This window comes from Paludicola sp. MB14-C6, from assembly GCF_030908625.1.
Taxonomy (GTDB): Bacteria; Bacillota; Clostridia; order Oscillospirales; family Ruminococcaceae; genus Paludihabitans.
Window position 1 is genome coordinate 1,877,736 of sequence record NZ_CP133133.1, and the last position, 21,805, is coordinate 1,899,540.

Sequence of the window (21,805 nt, forward strand, 5' to 3'; positions counted from 1 at the left end):
TTTTCATCCTAAAACAGGGGCTGATGTGGGTATCAGCCCCTACAACCGTTTTATTCAGTTCTTGAATACGTTATTTCAGCTTATTATTATAAACTACATTTCATAGCTACCCAGCCGTTTTCGGTAATTTTTTCAACAATGTTGAGGTTTGCTTGTTGAAGAGCAGCAATAACTTCGTCGCAACGTTCATCAATAATTCCAGATACCAATAGGATACTGTTTTGATGCATAAAGTTTTTCACATCTTTGCTGAGTCGGATAATAACATCAGCTACAATATTTGCACAAACAACATCGTATGTTCCGCTAATTTTCTCAGTTAAGTCACCACATACTAATTCGATTTTTTCACCGACATGATTTAAGTCAGCATTTTCTTGTGCCACTTTTACAGAAAGCTCATCAATATCAACACCAACAGCCTGTTTGGCACCAAGAAGTAAAGCAGTAATTGCAAGAATTCCGCTACCGGTTCCGATATCGAGCATAGTAGTATCTTCTTTTACGCAATCTTCAAGCAATTGCATACAAAGGCGAGTGGTTTCGTGTGTACCTGTTCCAAATGCCATTCCTGGGTCTAGTGTTACTTGCACTTCATTGTTTGCAAGTGTGTATTTTTCCCAACAAGGAACGACTACTAATCGTTTACCGATTTTTGTAGGGTGATAATATTTCTTCCAAGCGGTAGACCAATCTTCTTCGTTGACATTGCTTGTTTCAATAGTAAGTCTACCTAAATCAATACCTTCGTTTAATGCACGTTGTCCTTCTAATGCAGCTTTAATTTGGTTAAAGCTTTCAATGCCTTGTAGGTTATCAGAAAGATAGAATTTTACATTGCTTTCTTTTTCTTTTAATTCCATTAAGCTATCATCAACATAGTCCCAATGGGTAGTTGTGCCTTCTAGGAACTCACAGAAATCTTTAGCATCTTCTATTACATGTCCTTTAATACCATGAACGGTTAAAAATCCACTAATTATATCAATGCCCTCTGATGTAGTGTAGATGGTTACTTCGGTCCAGTTGTTCATTTTTTTCTCCTTTTGGGTATACAGTGTTATATATTGTAAGGAACGACCTCTGTGTCGTTCCAATAATATTTTTATATTAATTTTGCTGTTATAAAATAATGTTTGCTGTTTTGTTGCTGTCCGTTAAAATAGCAATCGTCTGTATGACGAATTCGTTCAATTTCGAAATCAGTGAATAAATGTAAAACATCTTTTAAGTTCACATAGAAATGTGGAACATCTTTCTCAGGACCATCATCGGATTTAATTACCGTATTTTCATCAAGTTTCGGGTATCCAGCATCTTTAAAAGACCATGTTTCTTTCGAGCATAACGTTAGAAATACCTCTCCACCCGGTTTTAATACTCTTTTTATTTCACTCATTATTTGTAAAATTCCTTTTGAATCCGTATGAGAAACGACATGAAAGGAAAAGATACAATCAAATGTATTATCTTCATATGGTAGCTTTAGAATATCACCAACTGTGGTTTCAATCGGTAGATTTTCTTTCTTTGCCCATTCATTCAGATGAGATAAACCATATTCGGATAAATCAATTGCAGAAACTTGAAATCCTTGTTTCGCAAAATAAATAGAGTGTCGACCTAATCCACAACCCAAGTCGAGAACGGTTTTATAGTCGTTATTCTTCCACTTTTGAGCGATATAATAACTTTCTTCGCTAGGATTCAACCAAACAGGTTCAACGCCAACTTTCCAGTCCCATGCTTTTGATTTTGTCATACGAAACACTCCTTTAACTGAATAGCAAATCATACTTATTCATTATACCTCATTTTTCTTGTGAAAAGCAACAAATAATAATGAGAGTTGAAAATTTTTACATATGGTTTGACACTTGATTTTATCGTAATTCTTCATTATAATAGATTAGACAATGAAAAATAACAATGGAGGTCAAAAATATGCTAAACAGCGAAAAAACAATGGACAAGATAGTGGCACTCTGCAAGGGTAGAGGCTTTGTATATGCAGGAAGCGAAATTTATGGCGGACTTGCAAATTCGTGGGATTATGGACCTTTAGGCGTAGAGTTTAAAAATAACGTAAAAAAAGCTTGGTGGAAAAAATTCATTCAAGAAAGTCCTTTCAATGTTGGACTAGATAGCGCAATTTTAATGAATCCACAAGTATGGGTAGCATCCGGACATGTTGGCGGCTTCTCTGATCCATTGATGGACTGTAAAGCATGTAAGACTCGTCATCGTGCAGATAAATTAATAGAAGACACAGGTGTATTACCAGCAGGATGGTCTTTTGAGCAAATGGCACAATATATCAAAGATAATAACATTGTTTGCCCTGAATGTGGTAAACAAGATTTTACCGATATTAGAAGCTTTAACTTGATGTTTAAAACATTCGTTGGTGTAACAGAAGATTCTAAAAACGAAATTTTCATGCGTCCGGAAACAGCACAAGGCATTTTTGTTAACTTTGCGAATATCCAACGTACAACAAGAAAGAAACTTCCTTTTGGTGTTGGACAAATCGGTAAATCATTTAGAAACGAAATTACGCCTGGTAACTTTATTTTCAGAACTCGTGAGTTTGAACAAATGGAGCTTGAGTTCTTCTGTAAACCAGGTACTGAACTAGATTGGTTTGCATATTGGAAAGATTTTTGTCACAAATGGTTATTATCACTTGGTATGAAAGCAGAAAACTTAAAACTTCGTGACCATGATCCCAAAGAGCTTTCCCACTATTCTAATGCAACAACAGACTTTGAATTTATGTTCCCATCTATTGGTTGGGGCGAGCTTTGGGGCGTTGCAAGCAGAACAAACTTCGATTTAAATGCACATCAAACACAATCAGGCAAATCATTAGAATACTTTGATCCGGAAACAAATGAAAAATATATTCCATATGTTATTGAGCCATCTTTAGGTGCTGACCGTGTTGCACTTGCATTTTTAAGTGAAGCATATGATGAAGAAATTATTGATGAGAAAGATACTCGTGTGGTACTTCGTCTGCATCCTGCATTAGCTCCATTCAAAGCTTGTGTATTACCGCTATCTAAGAAATTATCTGAGCCTGCTATGGAAGTATACAATACGCTAGCAAAGAAATTCATGGTAGATTATGATGATGCGGGTTCAATCGGTAAACGTTATCGTCGTCAAGATGAGATAGGTACGCCATTCTGTATTACATTTGACTTTGAATCTGTAGAAGATAACTGTGTTACAGTTCGTGATCGTGATACTATGGTACAAAAAAGAATTGCAATTGCAGATTTAACAAGTTACATTGAATCAAAACTAGAGTTTTAATAAAAAGAGCAGATGCCGATTGGCGTCTGCTCTTTTGCTGTATAACGGATATCATTCTTTGTGATTTCATACTTGAAATATCCGAGAAGATTTCGCCTATTTTCGTTTGTTTTATGAATTGCGTTCAATCCACATTTCTAGTATAATAGTAATATTCTATCTTTGGTGGGTGACATATTGAAAAATAAAAAGTTGACTTTTCAAAAAGGATTAAAAGACGGATTACCTATATGCTTAGGTTATCTTCCAATTTCGTTTGCATTCGGAATGGAAGCTGTGCAAAATGGACTTCACTGGTGGATACCTTTGATGATATCTATGACGAATTTGACATCTGCAGGACAGTTTGCGGGATTATCGCTTATTTTATCCGGCGGTGCTTACATAGAAATTGCAGTTACAACATTTATTATTAACATTCGTTATATGCTTATGAGCCTTTCTTTATCCCAAAAGGTTGAAGATAAAATGACTACAACTGAGCGTGGTTTGATTTCCTTTGGTATAACAGACGAAGTTTTTGCAATTGCTTCGCAACAATTCGGTACATTGAATACCTCATATATGTTGGGATTGATTGCAACACCATACTTAGGATGGGCAATAGGAACACTATTGGGCGCAACAGCAACAAATCTATTGCCGCTTGCAGTAAAAACTGCGCTTGGTATTGCAATTTACGGAATGTTTATTGCTATTATTGTACCACCAGCAAAAAAAGCAAAACCGGTGTTGATTACTTGTATGATTGCTGTATGTATCAGCTGCCTTTTTAAATGGGTACCATTTTTAAATCAAGTTTCTGTGGGATGGGTAATAATTATTGCAGCTCTATTTGCAGCAGGATATTGTGCATACCGTTATCCGATTGATGAGGATAAGCAGGAGGTAACGGAATGAACTACACACGAATTTTAATTTGCGTTTTCATTATGGCGTTTGTAACCTATCTTCCACGCATGCTTCCGTTGGTGGCTTTTAAAAAGAAGCTTAAAAATCGATATATTAAATCCTTTTTAGCTTATGTTCCATATGCAGTATTAGCCGCTATGACCTTTCCTGAGGTTCTTTATTCTACAGCAAATATGATTTCGGCGGGAGTAGGACTCGCAGTTGCCTTGTTTTTAGCGTATAAAGAAAAAAGCCTACTAACAGTGGCACTTTGTTCGGTAGTAGCAGTATTTGTAACAGAACAGATAATAAAGTTGATATAGTTTATTTAATATACGTTCATATACGAATGTACAGTGTATGCTATAATAAAATCAGCAAAGGACAGGCAGTAATGCCTGTTTTCTATTTAGAGAGAGGGATTCGATGAAAAAAATAACGAACGATTTGGGAAATGATTCAATTGGTAAATTGCTTCTTCGCCTTGCAATCCCGGCAATTGCGGCACAACTAATAAATGCATTATACAATATTGTAGACCGCATTTACATTGGAAATATTGATGAAGTTGGAAAAGTAGCTTTAACTGGTGTAGGAGTAACGTTTCCGATAATCATGATTATTTCGGCTTTTAGCGCATTAATTGGAATGGGTGGTGCACCAAAGGTTGCAATTAAGCTTGGCGAAGGAAACAAAGAGGAAGCAGAACATATTTTAGGTAATTGTTTTATTACTTTAATGGGAGTTTCCATTATATTAACTGCGGTATTCTTAATTTGGGGCCGAGATATGCTGATGCTATTTGGAGCTAGTGAAAACACAATAGAATATGCATTAAGCTATTTGAATATTTACGTTTTGGGTACAATTTTTGTTCAATTATCAATGGGATTAAACAGTTTTATTTCCACTCAAGGATTTGCTAAAACAGCTATGCTGACTGTTTTGATTGGTGCAATTTTAAATATTGTATTAGACCCAATTTTTATTTTTGCATTTAATATGGGTGTAAAGGGTGCTGCAATTGCAACCGTTATTTCTCAAGCAGTTTCTGCTATATGGGTGGTTAAATTCTTATTATCTAGTGAATCAGAAATTCGCATACGTAAAAAATATTTCCGCCTTAATAAAGCTGTTATGTTACCTGTGCTAGCACTTGGCTTATCACCGTTTATTATGCAAAGCACAGAAAGTTTAGTAAATATTGCATTAAACTCTTCTTTGCAACGATTTGGTGGAGATGATGCAGTAGGTGCTATGACGATTATCGGTAGTGTCATTCAATTTTGTATTATGCCTTTAGCTGGATTAGCTTCAAGTGCACAACCGATTATTGGATTTAACTTTGGCGCTAGAAAAGTTGATCGTGTTAAGAAAACATTTAGATATTTGTTAATTTCAGCAATCGTATTTTCAATATTAATGTGGGGCTGTGTAATGGTGGTTCCTCAAATGTTTGTTCGTTTGTTTGCTAGTGATGCTGCACTAATGGATATAACAGTTTGGGCAATGCGAATTTTTATGAGTGGTGTTTTCATGCTTGGTATTCAATTTGCATGTCAACAAACTTTTGTTGCATTAGGTCAAGCAAAGGTATCACTTTTATTAGCACTATTACGAAAAATAATTTTGCTAATACCACTTATTTATATTTTACCATTCTTCTTTACTGATAAAGTGCTTGCGGTATTATTATCAGAGCCAATTGCAGATGTTATAGCAGCAACAGTAACGGGATTAGTGTTTATCATTAAATTTAAAAAGATACTAAAAGCAAGAGAATTGGAAGACATAGATAAAGAAAGAATAGAAGTAGAAGTAATAGAAACAAATGTATAATAATAAAGCAGGTTTTCTTGTGAAAACCTGCTTTATTATTATGGTAACAACCCACATTTACGATAGATTGCTTCGATTACTGGACTTTTATATTCGATATACTTTTCAATATCATTTGGATATAGCAATGCACCTTGTTGCTTAATTTTACTATATTGGCCACGATCTAGTGGGTGCGACCTTAAATAATCTCGAAAGGTGATGTGGCGATTTAATTCAGCCGAATCCTTTGAGCACACATATAAATGATGTGTCATAAGGTGAGGCTTATTATCATACTTGAAGGCTTCTCGACCTTCTATTCCTAAATTGCCTTCATGTTGATATCCAATTGTTGCAAGCTGGTTAATAATGTTTTGACGTTGATTACTTTCAATAACAACATCAATATCAATAATGGGTTTTGCCCATAATCCTTCAACAGACGTACTGCCCACATGTTCCATTGCAATAATATTTTCCTCAATTACAGATAAAAGTTCCGCCTTGATTTTTTGATACTCTTTTGCCCAGTTTTTATCATAAGGGAGCACCTCAACTTTAGTTGTTCTCATTGTACCACCTTTATAAATTTATTGCACATTCAAATGCTAATGCCATGAATTTTTCTCTTGAAGATAAGTGATGATGTGCTAAGCCACGAGCCTCCCAAGTTGGAGAAGCCAAATTGTCTGCAGAATATAAAAACTCTCCGAATTTCACACCTCGAAACTTAGCAACTACTGCCATAGCAGAACACTCCATTTCTACTGCAATACAACCTTGTTCTTTTCGCAGTTGCAGTTTGGCTTTCGTTTCTCTGTAGAATGCATCAGTTGTCCAAACTTTGCCTTTAATATATGGATAACCTAATGAGTCAATTGTTTTTGCAATTGTTTCCACACATTCTTCATCTAACGCAATTTCATCGCTTGGAGCCATATAATGATAGCTTGTGCCTTCATCTCTCATTGCACTTGTTGGAACAATAAGATGTTCATCTGCAATTTCATGGTTTAATACACCACAGGATCCGAACAAAACTAGCTTTTTGCATCCCATTGCAATTAACTCTTCTACACCACCAACACAAGCCGGTGCCCCTACTCGAGCCATGCAAAATGCAATAGGTGTATCTTTATAGATAATTTGATAGATTGGTAGAATTGCATTTGCATTCATTAAAGAACCTATTTGTGTAACGCCATCCATCTTAGCAAATGTTTCGATTAGCGTTGGAGAAAATGAGCAAACGCAACGCTCAGGAAAGTTTTCGATTGGGGAGCAAGTCATTTCTGGATCAATAATTGCGCGAGGATCAGGGTCAAATTGGCTTAATAAGATATCCATTTAATATCATTCCTTTCTGACTTAAGGTTTATTTCTTATAGGTATTGTTTAGCAAAGCAGTAGAGATTTATGAAAAAATACAAGTAAGAAAGGAAGCTCCAACCTTTCCCCCACTGTTGTGGCACCTCTCCTTTGGGAGAGCTGGCACCGTAGGTGACTGAGAGGGTTGCTTTACGATAGAAATTAACCTTCATCTTGCTTCTACCATATGACAACCCTCTTAATATATTATATTAACTATATTGCAGCAATACCTTTTTTCAAATCTTCGATAATATCATCAACATTTTCAAGACCAACAGATAAACGAACTAGCCCAGGGTTAATTCCTGCTGCTACCAATTGTTCATCGGATAATTGTCTGTGGGTTGCACTTGCAGGATGTAAAACACAAGTACGAATATCAGCAACGTGAACTACGATAGAAGAAAGAGTGAGTGCATCCATGAAACGAACAGCCGCTTCACGACCACCTTTAATAGTGAGTGCTACAACACCACTAGCTCCATTTGGTAGATATTTTTGACCTAATTCATAATAAGTGTTGCCTTTTAATCCAGGGTAATTAACAACCTCAATTTTATCTTGGGTTTGTAAGAATTCTGCAATTTTAAGTGCATTTGCGGAATGTTGTTTGATACGAAGTGGAAGTGTTTCCAATCCAAGATTTAAATAGAATGCTGCGGTAGCAGAAGGATAGCAGCCCAAATCTCTCATCATTTGCACTCTTGCTTTGGTAATATAAGCAGCTTTACCAAATGACTTTGTATAAATAATACCGTGGTAAGATGAATCCGGTTCAGTAAATTCAGGGAACTTTCCATTTGTCCAATCAAAGTTACCGCTGTCAACAATAACACCACCAACTTGAATTGCGTGGCCATCCATATATTTTGTTGTTGAATGTATTACAATATCTGCACCAAATTCAAATGGTCTACATAGAATAGGAGTTGCGAATGTATTATCTACGATTAAAGGTACATTGTTTTTATGAGCAATGGTAGCAAATTTTTCAATATCAAATACACACATAGCTGGATTTGCAATGGTCTCGCCAAATACAGCTTTTGTATTATCTTTAAATGCTGCTTGAATTTCTTCTTTAGAAGCTTCTGGATCAACAAATGTAACTTCAATACCAAATTTCTTTAAGGTAACAGCGAATAAGTTGATTGTTCCACCATAAATAGTTGCAGCAGAGATAAAGTGGTCGCCTGCACCCATGATATTTAAGATAGAAATTAAGCTAGCCGCTTGACCTGATGTCGTGCAAAGTGCGCCAACACCACCCTCTAAAGCTGCTATTTTTTGCTCAACTGCGTCAACAGTTGGGTTGGAAATACGAGAATACATATGACCAGCTGCAGTTAAATCAAATAATGCTCCAACGTGTTCTGTAGAATCGTAAGTGTATGTTGTACTTTGATAAATAGGGAGTGCTCTTGGCTCTCCATTTTTGGGTGTGTAGCCAGAATGTAGGCATTTGGTTTCGATGTTCATTTTGTTCACCTTTCTAAATAAAAATATAGTTGAAGACAAGATGTTATTATATGCAAATATGCAAAAAATCCTCGTCTTCTTAATGAAGACGAGGAATAAATCCCGTGGTACCACTTCAATTCGCTTATTTCTCACAAAATAAGCCTTACTGAGTACGCCAAAGCTAATTGGTTATACTCGCTCGCTATAACAGGCGATCCTGTCGTAATCTATAACAAAACGCATTTTGTTAGTCGGTACGCCACTCAAGAGCCATTTTCAATTATCTTCTGCCTGCTTCTTTCCACCAACCGAAGCTCTCTTTGAGGTGAGCAAATAATTTACTCTCTCTATCCTAGTGTTTCTATATGAAATTGTGTTTATCATAACATATATCTGAAATGTTTGTCAAGAGGGATAAAAATATTTTTTGTGGTGGGGGAAGGGAAAAGAAAAAATTGTAGGATGCAGCATCCTTGACGCACCGTTAGAACGAAAAGACCAACGTATGACCACAAGATAATTTATGGATTATGTAGGTCAAGGGCTTGCTCTTGCCGTTTCGGTTACAAAATAATGATATAAATAACGGGCGAATACAGTTCACCCCTACGATATAAACCTATTCCTTCACTAGCAACTTCTAATAACTATAATCAACTAACATTGCACCTAATGGAGCAGTAATCAGTATAGCTAAAACTGCAACAGTTAATACAATTTGTCCACAACCTAACCCTATGCTCAGTGGAATAGAACCGATTGCGGCTTGTACAGTTGCTTTTGGCATATAAGCAAAAGCGCAAAAAATGCGTTCTTTTTTGGTAAGCTTTGTTTTGAATAAGCAAACAAAAACGCCAAGCATACGGAATATTAATGCTCCAAGGATAACAAAGATTGCAAAAATTCCTGCGGAAACTGCATATTTAATGTCAACTGTTGCGCCAACTAAAACGAAGAGCAAAATTTCGGCTCCAACCCAAAGTTTAGAGAACTTTTTAGATAACCGATCTGCAACAGGTACATTTTTCGTTAATAAAGTAGCACCAACAGCCATAACGGCTAATAATCCTGATATCGGAACAAAATTTTGAACCAATTTTTCTAATGCAATTAACAGGAATGAAATGCTAAGCAATATGATAACTTTTGTGGAATCACGCATATGAACCTTTTGAAAGAATTGAGCAAGCAACAGACCAACAATAATCCCAACAATGATTCCAATAACAATAGAAATTGGAATGGATGCAAATTTCATTATGGATATGGTTTGCCCTTGAGCTAACCCGATAAATGAAGTAAAAAGTACAATCACAAAGATATCATCAACAGAAGCACCTGCCATAATGAGTTGGGGGATAGAATGCTTTGTTCCATATCCCTTGTCCATTAACTTGAGCATGCGTGGAACAACGACAGCAGGAGAGACTGCAGCAATAACTGCTCCCATAATAGCGGCTTCTACAATAGAGATACCCAATAATTTCGGCGCGAATAAAATGACTCCAACAATCTCAAAACAAGCGGGAACAAAGCACATGAGTATTGCAGGACGTCCTACTTTTTTTAAATCATTCAAATCTAAAGCCAATCCTGCTCTTGTTAAGATAATTACCAAAGCTAGTTGCCTTAAGTCAGCTGATATTTCAAGAATGGAGTTATCTAATAGGTTGAATACATAGGGACCTAAAAGGATACCTGTTATAATCATACCCAGTAAGCTAGGCAGTTTCAGCTTTTGAAATATGGTTCCAAGAGAAATACCGAGTAGAAATATGAGTGCAAGACTTGTTAACATAAAATAAATCATTCCTTTAGTGTTAGTATACGCAGAAACATAAAAAAGCTGATGGTTCTGCGATAAAATCACAGAAGTCATCAGCATAAAAGCGGTTTTGGTAGTATCAAGTACCTTGGGAGAACTTCATTCCCAGCTTGAGAAAGTATAGCATAGTTTCTTGAAATGGTCAAGCGATAGATAGCAAAACAAAATTGTGATAATTCCATTTGTGCTTATTCTTCGTTTAATTCTGCCCATTCTAAAAAGGCATCATCATGCTGTGATTTCTTTTCTTCTAATTCTGCGCAAAGAGCAGTTAACTTTTCATAATCTGCGCTAACTTCAGGCGTTGCAAGCTCTGCTTCAATCGTCTTAATTTCCTCGTCTAACGTTTCTAGCAATTCTTCTAGTTTCTTAATTGTTGATTTGCGTAATGCTTCTTCTCGACGATCTTGCTTGGAACGATAATTAGATTTTTCTTTTTCCGGTTTTGGTTGTTGTTGCAGGGTTTCTTGCTCTAACGCTTGTTCTTTTTTTACTTGCTCTAAATAGAAATCAAAGTTACCGTTATAGATTTTCAAGCCATTGCGAGAAAGTTCAATAATTTTCGTTGGAATGGTATTTAAAAAGTAACGGTCATGTGATACAAAAATCATAGTTCCTTCAAAATCAACAAGACTCTTTTCTAATGATTCCTTGCTTTGTAAGTCAAGATGGTTGGTTGGCTCATCGAGAATCAATGTGTTGCCTCGTTCCAGCATCATAACAGCAAAAGCAACTCTTGCGCGTTCGCCACCGGATAGGACATTGATTTTTTTAAACACATTATCCCCGGTTAACAACACTTGACCTAAAATATTGCGCACTTCATACTGTGCCATACGAGGGTAACGACTCCATAACTCTTCAAGTGCGGTGTTTTCTGGGTTGAGCGTTTTGTTTTCTTGTTCATAATAGCTTGTTTTCACATTCCCGCCCCAACGCACAGAGCCTTTTTGTGGTGCTAAGCCTAAAATAGCTTTCAAAAGCGTGGATTTTCCAATTCCGTTTGGACCAATCAGCGCCACTTTTTCATTTCGTTTCACTTCAAAGTTGATGTTATCACAAAGTCTAATTTTGTTCTCACCCATGCCAACTTCTAGTGATAAATCTTCTACAGCAAGCAGGTCTTTTACTGGATTTCTATCAAACTGAAAATTAAAATGTGGGGTTTGAATGGTTTCAATTGGTTTTTCTAATACCTCAATATGCTCTAATTGATGCAATCTGCTTTTTGCCATATTGGAAGTAGATGCACGAACAATATTCTTCTCTGCATACTCACGCATGGAGTTTATTCTGTTTTGCTGCGTTTCATATTCTTTTAATTCTCGTTTTACACGCTCTTCACGAAGTAATTTATATTTAGAATAGTTTCCGTTGTATGAGATTACTTTTTTATTTTCAATTTCCCATATTTTTGTGACCATTTTGTCTAAGAAATAACGGTCATGGGATACTACTAAAATGCCACCTTTGTAGGTAGTGAGATAATCTTCTAGCCACATTAGTGTTTTAAAATCAAGATGATTGGTTGGCTCGTCGAGAATGAGCAGTTGAGGCTCTTCTAATAATAATTTAGCCAATGCAAGACGTGTTTTCTCGCCACCGCTTAGTGTGTTAATCGGTGTTTCATAATATTTATCGTAAAATCCCATACCGTTTAGTATAGTTTTAATTTTTACATCAATTTGATATCCTTCACGTGCTTCGTAATAAGCGGATAATTTAGAGTATTCTTCGTTTAAGGCTTCAAAATGTTCATCATGGAGTGCCATTTTAGTTTCCATATGGCGCATCTTTTGCTCAATATCCAATAGTTCTTGAAATACGAGTCGCATTTCTTGATAGATTGTGTTTCCATTGGTAAGCCCACTGTTTTGTTCTAATAAACCAATATTGACATTTGTTCCAACATAAACACCACTTGGATCATTTGCAATATAGTCTGGTTTTAATCGTCCACAGATCACGTTTAATAGAGTAGACTTTCCAATACCGTTTGCACCAATTAAGCCAATACGGTCACGATCTTCAATTGTTTGGCTAATTTCATGTAAAATGAGTTTTTCACCAAAGGAAACGGATATTCGGTCTAACGATACAAGCACAATTTTTCTCTCCCTAAAATAATATCTCTTATATTTTACACAAAAACCATAAATAAAGCAAGAAAAAGCAAAGAAGCCGTTTTAAGATATAATACAGAAAACCTTTTCGTTCTCTCTTGTAAAATTGAAATGATAATTGTATAATAATTACAATATCATGAAAGCAAATAAAAATATAAATACTGCAAAAAACGGGTTTAGCTATTTTATCAGGTGTTCCTTGAAAATGAATGGAAATTCAATCTTTGAGTGGGGGTCTTTTAATGAACTTGTCTTTGTTAATTTTAATTTTGTTTGTGGCTTATAGCGGACTATTTGCTTTTTTGATGGTGGCATTGGAAAGTCAAAAGCATAAGAAGTATTATATTCTTGCAAAAACCATTAACAGCTTTGGCTTTATTGCAATAGCATTGATATGTGGTATTATTACCGGACATGAGAAATGGCTACTCATTTTATTACCTGCATTTTTACTTTGTTTTTGCGGTGATGTACTTCTTGGATTCTATCAAAGGCTTAAAAAACAATTATATTTTATTACGGGCTTGCTATCTTTCTTATGTGGCCATATCTTTTTTGTATATGCATTTTCAACAAGACGAAGTCTAACTTTGCTGGATTGCATTTTCCCTGTTTGTGTGGCGTTGCTAACGTTTGCACTTACTTTTTTAAAGGACATGGATACCGGAAAAATGAAGCCCGCAATTGTAGTGTATGCTTTCTTTGTGGCGCTGCTACTTGGTAAGAGTGCGCATTTATGGATTATGAGCAGTAGCATACAAAATTGGCTGCTGTTAATAGGATCCGCGCTATTTTTAATCTCAGACGCACTTATTTTATTCTTATATTTTTATAAAAAGAAACATCCGATTATACATATTTTAAATCTTGGTACCTATTATTATGGAATGTTTTTCTTAAGCATTAATTTATTATTTTAAATGGAGAAGTTAATATGAATATTGATACAATTGTTCAAAAACAAAGAGAGTTTTTCAATAGCAACGCAACTAAAAGTGTTTCATTTCGTAAAACGCAACTGCAAAAATTGGAACACACAATAAAAAGCAATGAACAGGCAATTTACGATGCTTTGAAAGAGGATTTGAATAAATCTGAATATGAAACATATTTAACAGAAGTCAGTATGGTTTTATCAGAAATACATACTGCTTTAAAGCATATTGATCGTTGGGTAAAACCAAATAAGAAACCAACTTCACTTGCTAATTTTCCGGCAAAAAGCTATACAATCCATGAGCCATACGGAGTGGCACTCATTCTTTCACCATGGAACTATCCATTCCAATTGGCGTTAGCTCCTGTAGTTGGCGCAATTGCTGCGGGAAACTGCGTTGTTCTAAAATGTTCTAAAAACAGCGAACACACTTCAGAAATCATTGCTAAAATGATAAGCGAGAACTTTGATTCAAAATTTATATATTGTGTAAACACAAGGGAAAGTTACGATGAAATTTTAGCACAAAAATATGATTATATTTTCTTTACAGGCAGTGAGCGGGTAGGTAAAATTGTAATGCGTGCTGCAAGTAATCATGTAACACCAATTTCTCTTGAACTTGGTGGAAAAAGCCCATGTTTTGTAGACAATTCCGCAGACATTGATTTGGCAGCGAAACGTATTATTTGGGGTAAACTTTTAAATTCAGGTCAAACTTGCGTAGCACCTGACTATGTATTGGTAGATGCAAAAGTAAAAGATCAGCTAATCGCAAAAATGCAAGAACAGATTACTATAATGTATCAAAATCCGCTTATGAATCAAGATTATCCGAAAATCATCAGTAAAGATCACTTTGAAAGATTAACAGGATTGATTCAACGAGAAGAGCATAAGCTTGGCGGAGCAAGCGATGAAGCATTGAATAAAATAGCACCGGCTATTTTTACAAAAGCTACTTTTGATAGTGAAATCATGAAGGAAGAAATTTTTGGCCCAATTTTACCTATCATCTCTTATACCAATTTAGATGAAGTAATTACGACTGTAAAAGGAAGAGCAAAACCGCTTGCTTGTTATATTTTTGCGCAAGAGAAAGCGTATTCCGATAAAATAGTTCATGAAGTGTCATTTGGTGGCGGATGCATTAACGATACGGTTATGCACTTAGTCAATCATAATCTGCCTTTCGGTGGAGTAGGTAGCAGTGGAATGGGCGGCTATCATGGTAAATATAGCTTTGATACCTTTTCACATGAAAAGAGTGTGTTAAAAAATAAAACAATTTTTGATGTTCCATTAAGATACGCTCCATATCAAATGAAAAACTTACCTACGATTAAGAAAATAATGAAGTAAAAATATTCATTTTATAAAGAATAGAAAGGTTGGCAAAAGCCCTTTCTAATGAAATATCGCATAAAAATGTAGAGGCGGCATCCTTGACGACCCGAAACCTAGGAATTCACCTATGTTTTCGGGCTGTCCAGAGGCCAGCCCCTACAATTGTTTTATACAAATGCTATTAGTTTTTAATTACGTAATAGACTTTTGATTTGCGTAATATTGTTATAATGTATATTCCATTTGGCAGTCACACGGCTCCTTCTCTGCAATTGATTTGTTAATTTCCATAGCATCCACACAGCCAATCGTTCGATAAAAAGCTTGAGATTCTTTGGAAGAATGAGCTGAGATATAGAGCTTTTTAGCACTCAATTCTTTTGCACCTTCACATGCAAGGTGGAATAGCTTTTTCCCAATTCCAAATCTACGATGTTCAAAAGAAACTTGAAGACATTTTAGTTCAATATATTGGTTAGAGCCACCAAATCGTTCATTTCCAAGCGTAACAAAGCCAATTAGCAAATCGTTATCATACGCTCCATATGCGATACAGCCATTATGTATAGAAATTAATGTTTCATTTGCAATGTCGTGCTTTTTTTCCAAATCCCAATCTTCAATAAAAGCAATATTTTGTAGTTCCCAGTTACCATTCATTTTTCTAAAGCATTGGTCTACTTTCTGATACCGGTTTAAGTTGTCTAAAGAATTCAATGTAAAGTTTTTGCTACTAATTTTTTGATAAGTGATTGTTTGCATATAATATGCTCCTTTTTAAATTTATTGTGTTAATTTTAAAAGCAATACATTTCATCACAATCACTCCCCTTTAAAAAAGTTAATTGCCTGTTTAGCAATTGAAAGATTATTTAAATAATCCTAGGGCTATTATAGAACAAGTCTCCCGAAAAAGCAATCGCTTTCGGGAGACACTTGTATTATGGGTCGAGACCGAGTTGAGCACGCAAGCGTGGGAAACAAACAACTTGTTTGGAAATGCAACTTGAAGTTTTCATAACTTTTAAGAAAGAGTGCTAAAATGTTACAACCAGAACTAGCGAAAGCATTGGGTGTGACAACTAGAACAGTACAATACTATGAAGCAGGAGAGCGTTATCCTCAAACTGCTCAAATAACAAATAAGATATGTGAGATATTCCAAGTATCTAATACATACTTAATGTCAGAACAAGATGAGTTTGTAAAAGAAGCTACTGAGAAATACGGCACCAACGGCAAGAATAAAGCGAATGCAATCATAGCTGAAACAAGCGGTTTGTTTGCAGGTGGCGAATTAGATGAAGAAGATAGAGACTTATTTTTCAAAGCCATCACAGATATCTATTTTCAATCAAAAGAGCGTGCTAAAAAATACGCAAGTAAATAAGATTACTTTTATAGGAAGAGGGGTGAACGAGTGAGCCAATATATAACTGATATCGTAGATCAACTGGTAAAACAATATAAGACAAGAGATCCGTTTGAATTGACTGAAGCATTAAATATCTTTGTTGGATATCGTCCATTCAATAGCTTAAAGGGATTTTATTGTGTGATGAATAGAGAGCGTCATATTATCTTGAATGATAACCTATCTGAACAAGAACAACGACTTGTTATTGCTCATGAGTTAGGCCACGATAGGCTTCACCAAACCTTTGTAAAAGTATCTCCTATGAAAGATTTTCAGCTGTACGATATGACATCAAAACCTGAGTATCAAGCAAACTACTTTGCTGCAGAGCTACTCATTGATGATAACGATGTCATTAACCTTGCAAATGAAGGTATGGACTACAATAACATCGCTCAACTCTTAGAAGTACTGGATGACTTGCTTTCATTAAAACTTCTTTTCCTCAATCAAAAAGGTCATAAATTTAATATACCTAAGAATATATCAAGTAGATTTTTAGGAAAATAAATAAACTCACTCTCAAGCAATAGAGAGTGAGTTTTGCTATATCCAATAATAGCTTGAAAGCACTAATATAATACAAAAAGAACCTATAAATATGGAAATGTATATTGTATGCAAATGGATAATGTTGTATAATAGCAAAGAAGGTAATATTATATACCCCACTATCCATTAGGCGAAAACTAGGCACCATAATAAAGGCAAGAAAGGAGTCTATTATGCATAACAGATACGAATACATCATGGATATAGCGAAATCTGACGACAATATCCGAGGCGTAATTCTTTATGGATCACGAGCTGACAGCAGTGTCAAAGCTGATAAATATCAGGATTTTGACATATATTTTATAGTTAATGAAAGAAATAAATTTAATATTTCCGTTTTTGAAAATGTTAAGTTCTATTTTGTTCCAAGCGAAATCTATCCCGAGCTTTTTCCAGGTAAGAGTGCGTATCTGATGCTCTTTAGTGATGATGATCGCATTGATTTGACGGTTGACACTATGGAAAACTTTTTGGCTAACCATACAAACGGACAGTTAATGACTTGCCTTCTGGATAAAGACGATACAATACATGGATTAAACAGTAGTGACAGAAGCATTAATTGGGTAAAACCGATGGATGAGAAGACATTCAGAAATACGTGTTCGGAATTCTTATGGGAAACTCAAAATATGGCTAAGGGCCTAAAAAGAGACGAGTTATCCTTTGCGATGTTTATTCGAGATATTTCATTAAGAGATATGCTGAATCGAGTTGTTGATACATATATAGGCATCAGCTATGATTATAAAATATCGGTCGGAACTCTGGGGAAATATAGAAAAAAATATTTATCGCATGCACAATATGAGTTATATCGGAACACTTATCTATCAAATTCAACACAAGACCAATGGAAATCATTGTTTTATATGATTGATCTATTCGGTTCTTTGGGGCGACAGATTGCAGACAAATGCAACTTTACATATCCTGAAGATGATGAACATTATATGAGAGACTATTTACAAAGAATTATGAATAAATAGTTGTTTCATCATAAGGTCAGAGTATAAGCATAACTTATAGTTTATTTATGAAGCGTTTTTTTACATTATAGCAATTTGAAAATTATTTTATAATATGAAAAAAGGAGTAATAACAATGTCAAGTAATCAAGAAAAAATAGTCGAATGTTATACTGGTAACAGTGAGGATGGTAGGCAAAATTACTCTCGTAATGATAGTTTGGAATTTTACTATACAAAAAAGCACCTTGATGGACTAATAAAAAATACCGACAGAGTTCTTGAAATTGGCTGTGCAACTGGCTATTATGGATTTTACTATGCTGATAAGTGTAAAGAATATGTTGGCGTTGATTTAATGGATTTTCATATTGATACTTTTAATAAAAAAATAAGAGAAAGTGGCGTTAAAAATTTATCTTGTCAGGTAGGCGATGCCACAGATTTAGAGAACATAGCAAATGATAGTTTCGATGTTGTTTTGTGTTTAGGACCTATGTATCATCTGCCTTTAGAAGAACGAAAATTAGTCTTTGCAGAGTGTAGTCGAGTTTGTAAAACTGGTGGAATAGTAGCTTTTGCATATATAACATCAATAGGAACATATGCAGGTGCATGTGTATATGACGATTGGAGAAAAACATATCCAAACGAAAAGACAAATGATTATATTCTAAATAAAGGCACAGACGACGAGCGCCCAGAACTATTCTTTTTTACTATGCCAGAAGAAATGGAAAGCATTGCAAAAGAGCAAAAGCTTACCAAAATAAAAAATTTAGGCACTAATTTTATGTGTTTTATGAAAATAGTAAATGATATGACAGATGAACGCTTCGAAGTATTAAGACCACTTCATGATAAGATGTGTGAGCATGAGAGTTGTACAGGCATGGCAGGCCATGCATTGCTAGTGTGCAGTAAATGAGCATGGCTTATAGCTACTGACGGAGCACAAACTTTTCATTATGTTTTATTATCTATAATAAGCATCGCATTATAGCAATAATTAACATTTTTAATAAATATAATTGGGGTGAAAAAATGAAACTATATATGTCTCATTGTGTTTTTCCATCATTAAATATTAATGCTACCGCATCATACTATGTTGAAAGTTTAGGGTTCAGACGAGTTGATTATTTGGAAGCAAAAGAACCACATATTTGTCTATACAGAGATTCTACGGAAATAATATTAACACAATCTAATGGTCAACAGGTAATTCCAAACAGAGAATTATATGGCTATGGTTATGATGCTTATTTCATTACTGACAGCCAACAAAAATTACAAGTAGAGTTTGAAAAAGCTAATGTAAAGATTGTACGCAAGTTACAACATACAGATTATCACAATCAAGAATTTGTTATTGAAGATATAGATGGTCGATGGCTTGGATTTGGCATTAAAGTAGAATAAGTTTACAAATAATGACCTCGATTGAACAGTATTCTCAATATTAAGCATTATAGCAATAATGGAAAAAAAAACAAAAAAGGAGAATTTATATGTCTAGAAATAAAGTCAATATTGCAATTCCTAAATTAAAGCAACATTCCGACAAGGTTCTATGTGATTTAGGGTTTAATTGCTCTACTATTGAGTTTGTCGATGAGTATAAAAAGCAATTTCCAGAAGAGTATTTAAAATATGAACATGGTTATAATAGCGTATTGCGACAACAAAAAGCTGGTAAAGGAACTCCACCATCCCCAGAGAAATACTTAGCACTTGCATACAACAATGCAGTTGCAAGACACAAAAAAGAAGAAACTGTTGATTAGACTGATACCTTCATATATGTAAATCTTTATTCTTAGTTATATACAATTGTAGAATTTGTTGATGAAAATTAACAATTGCTGATTATGTTTATTCATTACTAGCTCAAGGGGAAATCTGTATTGATTATAAATAGTCAAGAGCAAATATTAAATTGGATGAAGTATTGTAATTGGAAGTTCAGCTAGTTCACATAGTTACAACAAGACAATAATTCGGCTAAAAATAGAAGGAGTTGATAAAATGCAAGAAGATAGAATTCCGAAAATATTTATATCGTACTCTTGGAGCTGCGATTGGCTCGTTGTCCCTCTTGCAGAAAGACTGGTTTCACATGGTGTCGATGTAGTTTTAGATAAGTGGGATTTAAAAGAAGGTCAAGATAAATATACTTTTATGGAGCAATGCGTGAATGACCCTGACATTACAAAGGTTTTGATTATTTGCGACAAAAAGTATGCAGATAAAGCCAATGCCCGTGCTGGAGGTGTTGGCGACGAAACTGTTATCATATCAGGTGAAGTATATGGGCAGATGAGACAAGATAAATTTATTCCGGTCATTGCTGAATGTGATGAAGAAGGACAACCGTATGTGCCAACATACATTAAAACCAGAATTTACATAAATCTGTCCAATGAGGAAAAATATGAAGAAGAATATGAGAAACTTCTTCGAAATATTTATAAAAAGCCACTTTACAGTAAGCCTAAACTCGGCACACGTCCAGACTGGATTGATGGGGAAAACAAGAACTTATTTCCACTAATTGATTTGGTTCGCCAAATCAAAGGATCTCAATCAGATAAAAAGCAACAAAGCTGCATTACAAAATTCATAGAAGAATATGTTGAAATGCTGAAAACTTATTACGGACAAGATGCGAGGGATGGAAAGCTGACTTACGAGTGCTTTGTTGAAATGAAAGCAATTCGTGATATATTCCTTGACTTTGTGTCTGCTCTGGCAGAAACGGAATTAAATTTCGCAGATGTTATATGTGATGCTTTTGAACGGATGTACAACACTCTAACAACAGCAAAAGGTTTTAATCCCAATGCGATGCAGGCTTGTGATTCGGATTATGAGATTTACAAGATTCATATTTGGGAACTGTTTATTTGTGTGATCGCTTATTTGCGACATACTCAGAACTACAAAGCAATCTACGAACTGCTTACTCGTACCTATTTTCTTACATCATCATGCCTTGATGATGTGGTCAAACCAGCCAATTACTGCAGATTTCGCTTCCACAGCAGACTGATTGAGGAGCAGTATAAACCAACAACACCCAATAAGGACAAATTCACTCTTTTAGGGTATACCATTTGTACAGAACGAGAAAAAAGACCAATTTATACAAACCAATCAATTGCAGAAGCCGACTTGTTTCTTTATCAGGTTGCCAAGGCGTACAAACTTGCAGAAGAAGATCGTTATCGTGAACCTTATTGGTTTCCTACCTGCTATGTTTATGTAAAAACATGGCCAAATGAATGGATAAAAATGAAATCAAAAAAATACTGCGCAAAGATGTTTGATTTGTTCGGAGCAAAAAGTATTGAGGAATTGAAGGAAAAATTGAAAGATTGTACTTCTGACCGAGAAATTCGATATAATGGAAGTTTCGATTCAGCGCCGGCAATTCTTGATTGCATAAAACTAGAAGAAATTGGCTTGATGAATTAGATAGATAATCAATTGGACAAGGGCCATTTGTAAAATTTTCTGTTGTTCAAGGCTTGAGCTGAATGCTCTCTGAAAAGCATTTCAATATATCAATCTAACCGGGTTGAACCCGCAAGACAAAAATATGTGGACATACATTAAATCCTTTATTACATATGACACATAAGCTGGATTGAGGAGCATATCGCACTTGAATGAAGGAAGCTAAAGACACTATGAAGAGCTATTAGCGTCGAATGTAGAAATTTAGTGAAGGTTCTTTAAATACTGTTTATCGAGCTTTGCATT

General features: G+C 35.1%; 21 protein-coding genes, 1 riboswitch and 1 other annotated feature. Of the genes, 13 read left to right on the plus strand and 8 right to left on the minus strand.

Annotation, left to right across the window (positions count from 1 at the left end):
- Positions 1–86: 86 nt before the first annotated feature.
- Both prmA and RBG61_RS09020 read right to left on the minus strand, forming a co-directional pair.
- Entirely contained in the window at positions 87–1,034 is a 948-nt protein-coding gene (gene prmA / locus RBG61_RS09015) for a 50S ribosomal protein L11 methyltransferase (RefSeq protein WP_307942815.1), read from the minus strand.
- Positions 1,035–1,105: 71 nt separating this feature from the next.
- Positions 1,106–1,762, minus strand: coding sequence for a class I SAM-dependent methyltransferase (locus tag RBG61_RS09020; protein ID WP_307942817.1), 657 nt, complete (start codon positions 1,760–1,762; stop codon positions 1,106–1,108).
- A 182-nt stretch (positions 1,763–1,944) separates the two neighbouring features.
- Here RBG61_RS09020 and RBG61_RS09025 point away from each other — a divergent pair, with 182 nt between their 5' ends.
- The 4 genes from RBG61_RS09025 to RBG61_RS09040 all read left to right on the plus strand — a co-directional run bounded on the left by RBG61_RS09025 (position 1,945) and on the right by RBG61_RS09040 (position 6,051).
- Positions 1,945–3,321, plus strand: coding sequence for a glycine--tRNA ligase (locus tag RBG61_RS09025; protein ID WP_307942819.1), 1,377 nt, complete (start codon positions 1,945–1,947; stop codon positions 3,319–3,321).
- Positions 3,322–3,498: 177 nt separating this feature from the next.
- Positions 3,499–4,221 carry an AzlC family ABC transporter permease gene (locus RBG61_RS09030; protein WP_307942821.1) on the plus strand — a complete coding sequence of 241 codons (723 nt, stop codon included), beginning with the start codon at positions 3,499–3,501 and terminating at the stop codon, positions 4,219–4,221.
- A complete protein-coding gene (locus tag RBG61_RS09035) occupies positions 4,218–4,535 on the plus strand; it encodes an AzlD domain-containing protein (protein WP_307942823.1) in 318 nt (105 codons plus the stop codon). Before RBG61_RS09030 ends, RBG61_RS09035 begins: the two co-directional genes overlap by 4 nt.
- Before the next feature lie 103 nt (positions 4,536–4,638).
- Positions 4,639–6,051 (plus strand): MATE family efflux transporter, encoded by a 1,413-nt coding sequence (locus RBG61_RS09040; protein ID WP_307942826.1) that lies wholly within the window; start codon positions 4,639–4,641, stop codon positions 6,049–6,051.
- A 38-nt stretch (positions 6,052–6,089) separates the two neighbouring features.
- Here the strand turns inward: RBG61_RS09040 and RBG61_RS09045 are convergent, their stop codons facing one another.
- The 5 genes from RBG61_RS09045 to RBG61_RS09065 form a co-directional block, all read right to left on the minus strand.
- Entirely contained in the window at positions 6,090–6,605 is a 516-nt protein-coding gene (locus tag RBG61_RS09045) for a GrpB family protein (protein ID WP_307942827.1), read from the minus strand.
- A 10-nt stretch (positions 6,606–6,615) separates the two neighbouring features.
- Positions 6,616–7,380 (minus strand): nucleoside phosphorylase, encoded by a 765-nt coding sequence (locus RBG61_RS09050; RefSeq protein ID WP_307942830.1) that lies wholly within the window; start codon positions 7,378–7,380, stop codon positions 6,616–6,618.
- 237 nt (positions 7,381–7,617) lie between these two features.
- Complete coding sequence (locus RBG61_RS09055; protein WP_307942832.1) at positions 7,618–8,883, minus strand: O-acetylhomoserine aminocarboxypropyltransferase/cysteine synthase family protein; 1,266 nt, start codon at positions 8,881–8,883, stop codon at positions 7,618–7,620.
- 81 nt (positions 8,884–8,964) lie between these two features.
- Positions 8,965–9,228, minus strand: a binding site (T-box leader).
- Between the two features lie 277 nt (positions 9,229–9,505).
- Positions 9,506–10,663, minus strand: coding sequence for a cation:proton antiporter (locus RBG61_RS09060; RefSeq protein WP_307942834.1), 1,158 nt, complete (start codon positions 10,661–10,663; stop codon positions 9,506–9,508).
- 64 nt (positions 10,664–10,727) lie between these two features.
- Positions 10,728–10,806: riboswitch (Fluoride riboswitch) on the minus strand.
- Between the two features lie 72 nt (positions 10,807–10,878).
- Complete coding sequence (locus RBG61_RS09065) at positions 10,879–12,795, minus strand: ABC-F family ATP-binding cassette domain-containing protein (protein WP_307942837.1); 1,917 nt, start codon at positions 12,793–12,795, stop codon at positions 10,879–10,881.
- 263 nt (positions 12,796–13,058) lie between these two features.
- On the opposite strand from RBG61_RS09065, the gene RBG61_RS09070 reads away from it, so the two are divergent.
- Together RBG61_RS09070 and RBG61_RS09075 are read left to right on the plus strand one after the other, a co-directional pair.
- Entirely contained in the window at positions 13,059–13,736 is a 678-nt protein-coding gene (locus RBG61_RS09070) for a lysoplasmalogenase family protein (RefSeq protein ID WP_307942838.1), read from the plus strand.
- 14 nt (positions 13,737–13,750) lie between these two features.
- Positions 13,751–15,115 carry an aldehyde dehydrogenase gene (locus RBG61_RS09075; protein ID WP_307942840.1) on the plus strand — a complete coding sequence of 455 codons (1,365 nt, stop codon included), beginning with the start codon at positions 13,751–13,753 and terminating at the stop codon, positions 15,113–15,115.
- A 210-nt stretch (positions 15,116–15,325) separates the two neighbouring features.
- On the opposite strand, the gene RBG61_RS09080 is transcribed toward RBG61_RS09075, so the two are convergent.
- Positions 15,326–15,862: a GNAT family N-acetyltransferase gene (locus RBG61_RS09080; RefSeq protein ID WP_307942841.1), complete on the minus strand. Its 537-nt coding sequence runs from the start codon at positions 15,860–15,862 to the stop codon at positions 15,326–15,328.
- 280 nt (positions 15,863–16,142) lie between these two features.
- Between RBG61_RS09080 and RBG61_RS09085 the strand changes: the two genes are divergently transcribed.
- The 7 genes from RBG61_RS09085 to RBG61_RS09115 all read left to right on the plus strand — a co-directional run bounded on the left by RBG61_RS09085 (position 16,143) and on the right by RBG61_RS09115 (position 21,517).
- The gene (locus tag RBG61_RS09085) at positions 16,143–16,490 is read left to right on the plus strand and encodes a helix-turn-helix domain-containing protein (RefSeq protein ID WP_307942842.1); all 348 of its coding nucleotides are present in this window, start codon (positions 16,143–16,145) and stop codon (positions 16,488–16,490) included.
- Positions 16,491–16,520: 30 nt separating this feature from the next.
- Positions 16,521–17,027 (plus strand): ImmA/IrrE family metallo-endopeptidase, encoded by a 507-nt coding sequence (locus RBG61_RS09090; protein WP_307942844.1) that lies wholly within the window; start codon positions 16,521–16,523, stop codon positions 17,025–17,027.
- A 215-nt stretch (positions 17,028–17,242) separates the two neighbouring features.
- Entirely contained in the window at positions 17,243–18,061 is an 819-nt protein-coding gene (locus tag RBG61_RS09095; protein ID WP_307942845.1) for an aminoglycoside 6-adenylyltransferase, read from the plus strand.
- A 115-nt stretch (positions 18,062–18,176) separates the two neighbouring features.
- Positions 18,177–18,968 carry a class I SAM-dependent methyltransferase gene (locus RBG61_RS09100; protein WP_307942846.1) on the plus strand — a complete coding sequence of 264 codons (792 nt, stop codon included), beginning with the start codon at positions 18,177–18,179 and terminating at the stop codon, positions 18,966–18,968.
- Between the two features lie 128 nt (positions 18,969–19,096).
- A complete protein-coding gene (locus RBG61_RS09105; protein ID WP_307942848.1) occupies positions 19,097–19,462 on the plus strand; it encodes a VOC family protein in 366 nt (121 codons plus the stop codon).
- Positions 19,463–19,551: 89 nt separating this feature from the next.
- On the plus strand, positions 19,552–19,827 hold the full coding sequence (locus tag RBG61_RS09110) for a hypothetical protein (protein ID WP_307942849.1): 276 nt from the start codon (positions 19,552–19,554) through the stop codon (positions 19,825–19,827).
- Positions 19,828–20,068: 241 nt separating this feature from the next.
- A complete protein-coding gene (locus RBG61_RS09115; RefSeq protein ID WP_307942851.1) occupies positions 20,069–21,517 on the plus strand; it encodes a toll/interleukin-1 receptor domain-containing protein in 1,449 nt (482 codons plus the stop codon).
- Positions 21,518–21,805: the final 288 nt, after the last annotated feature.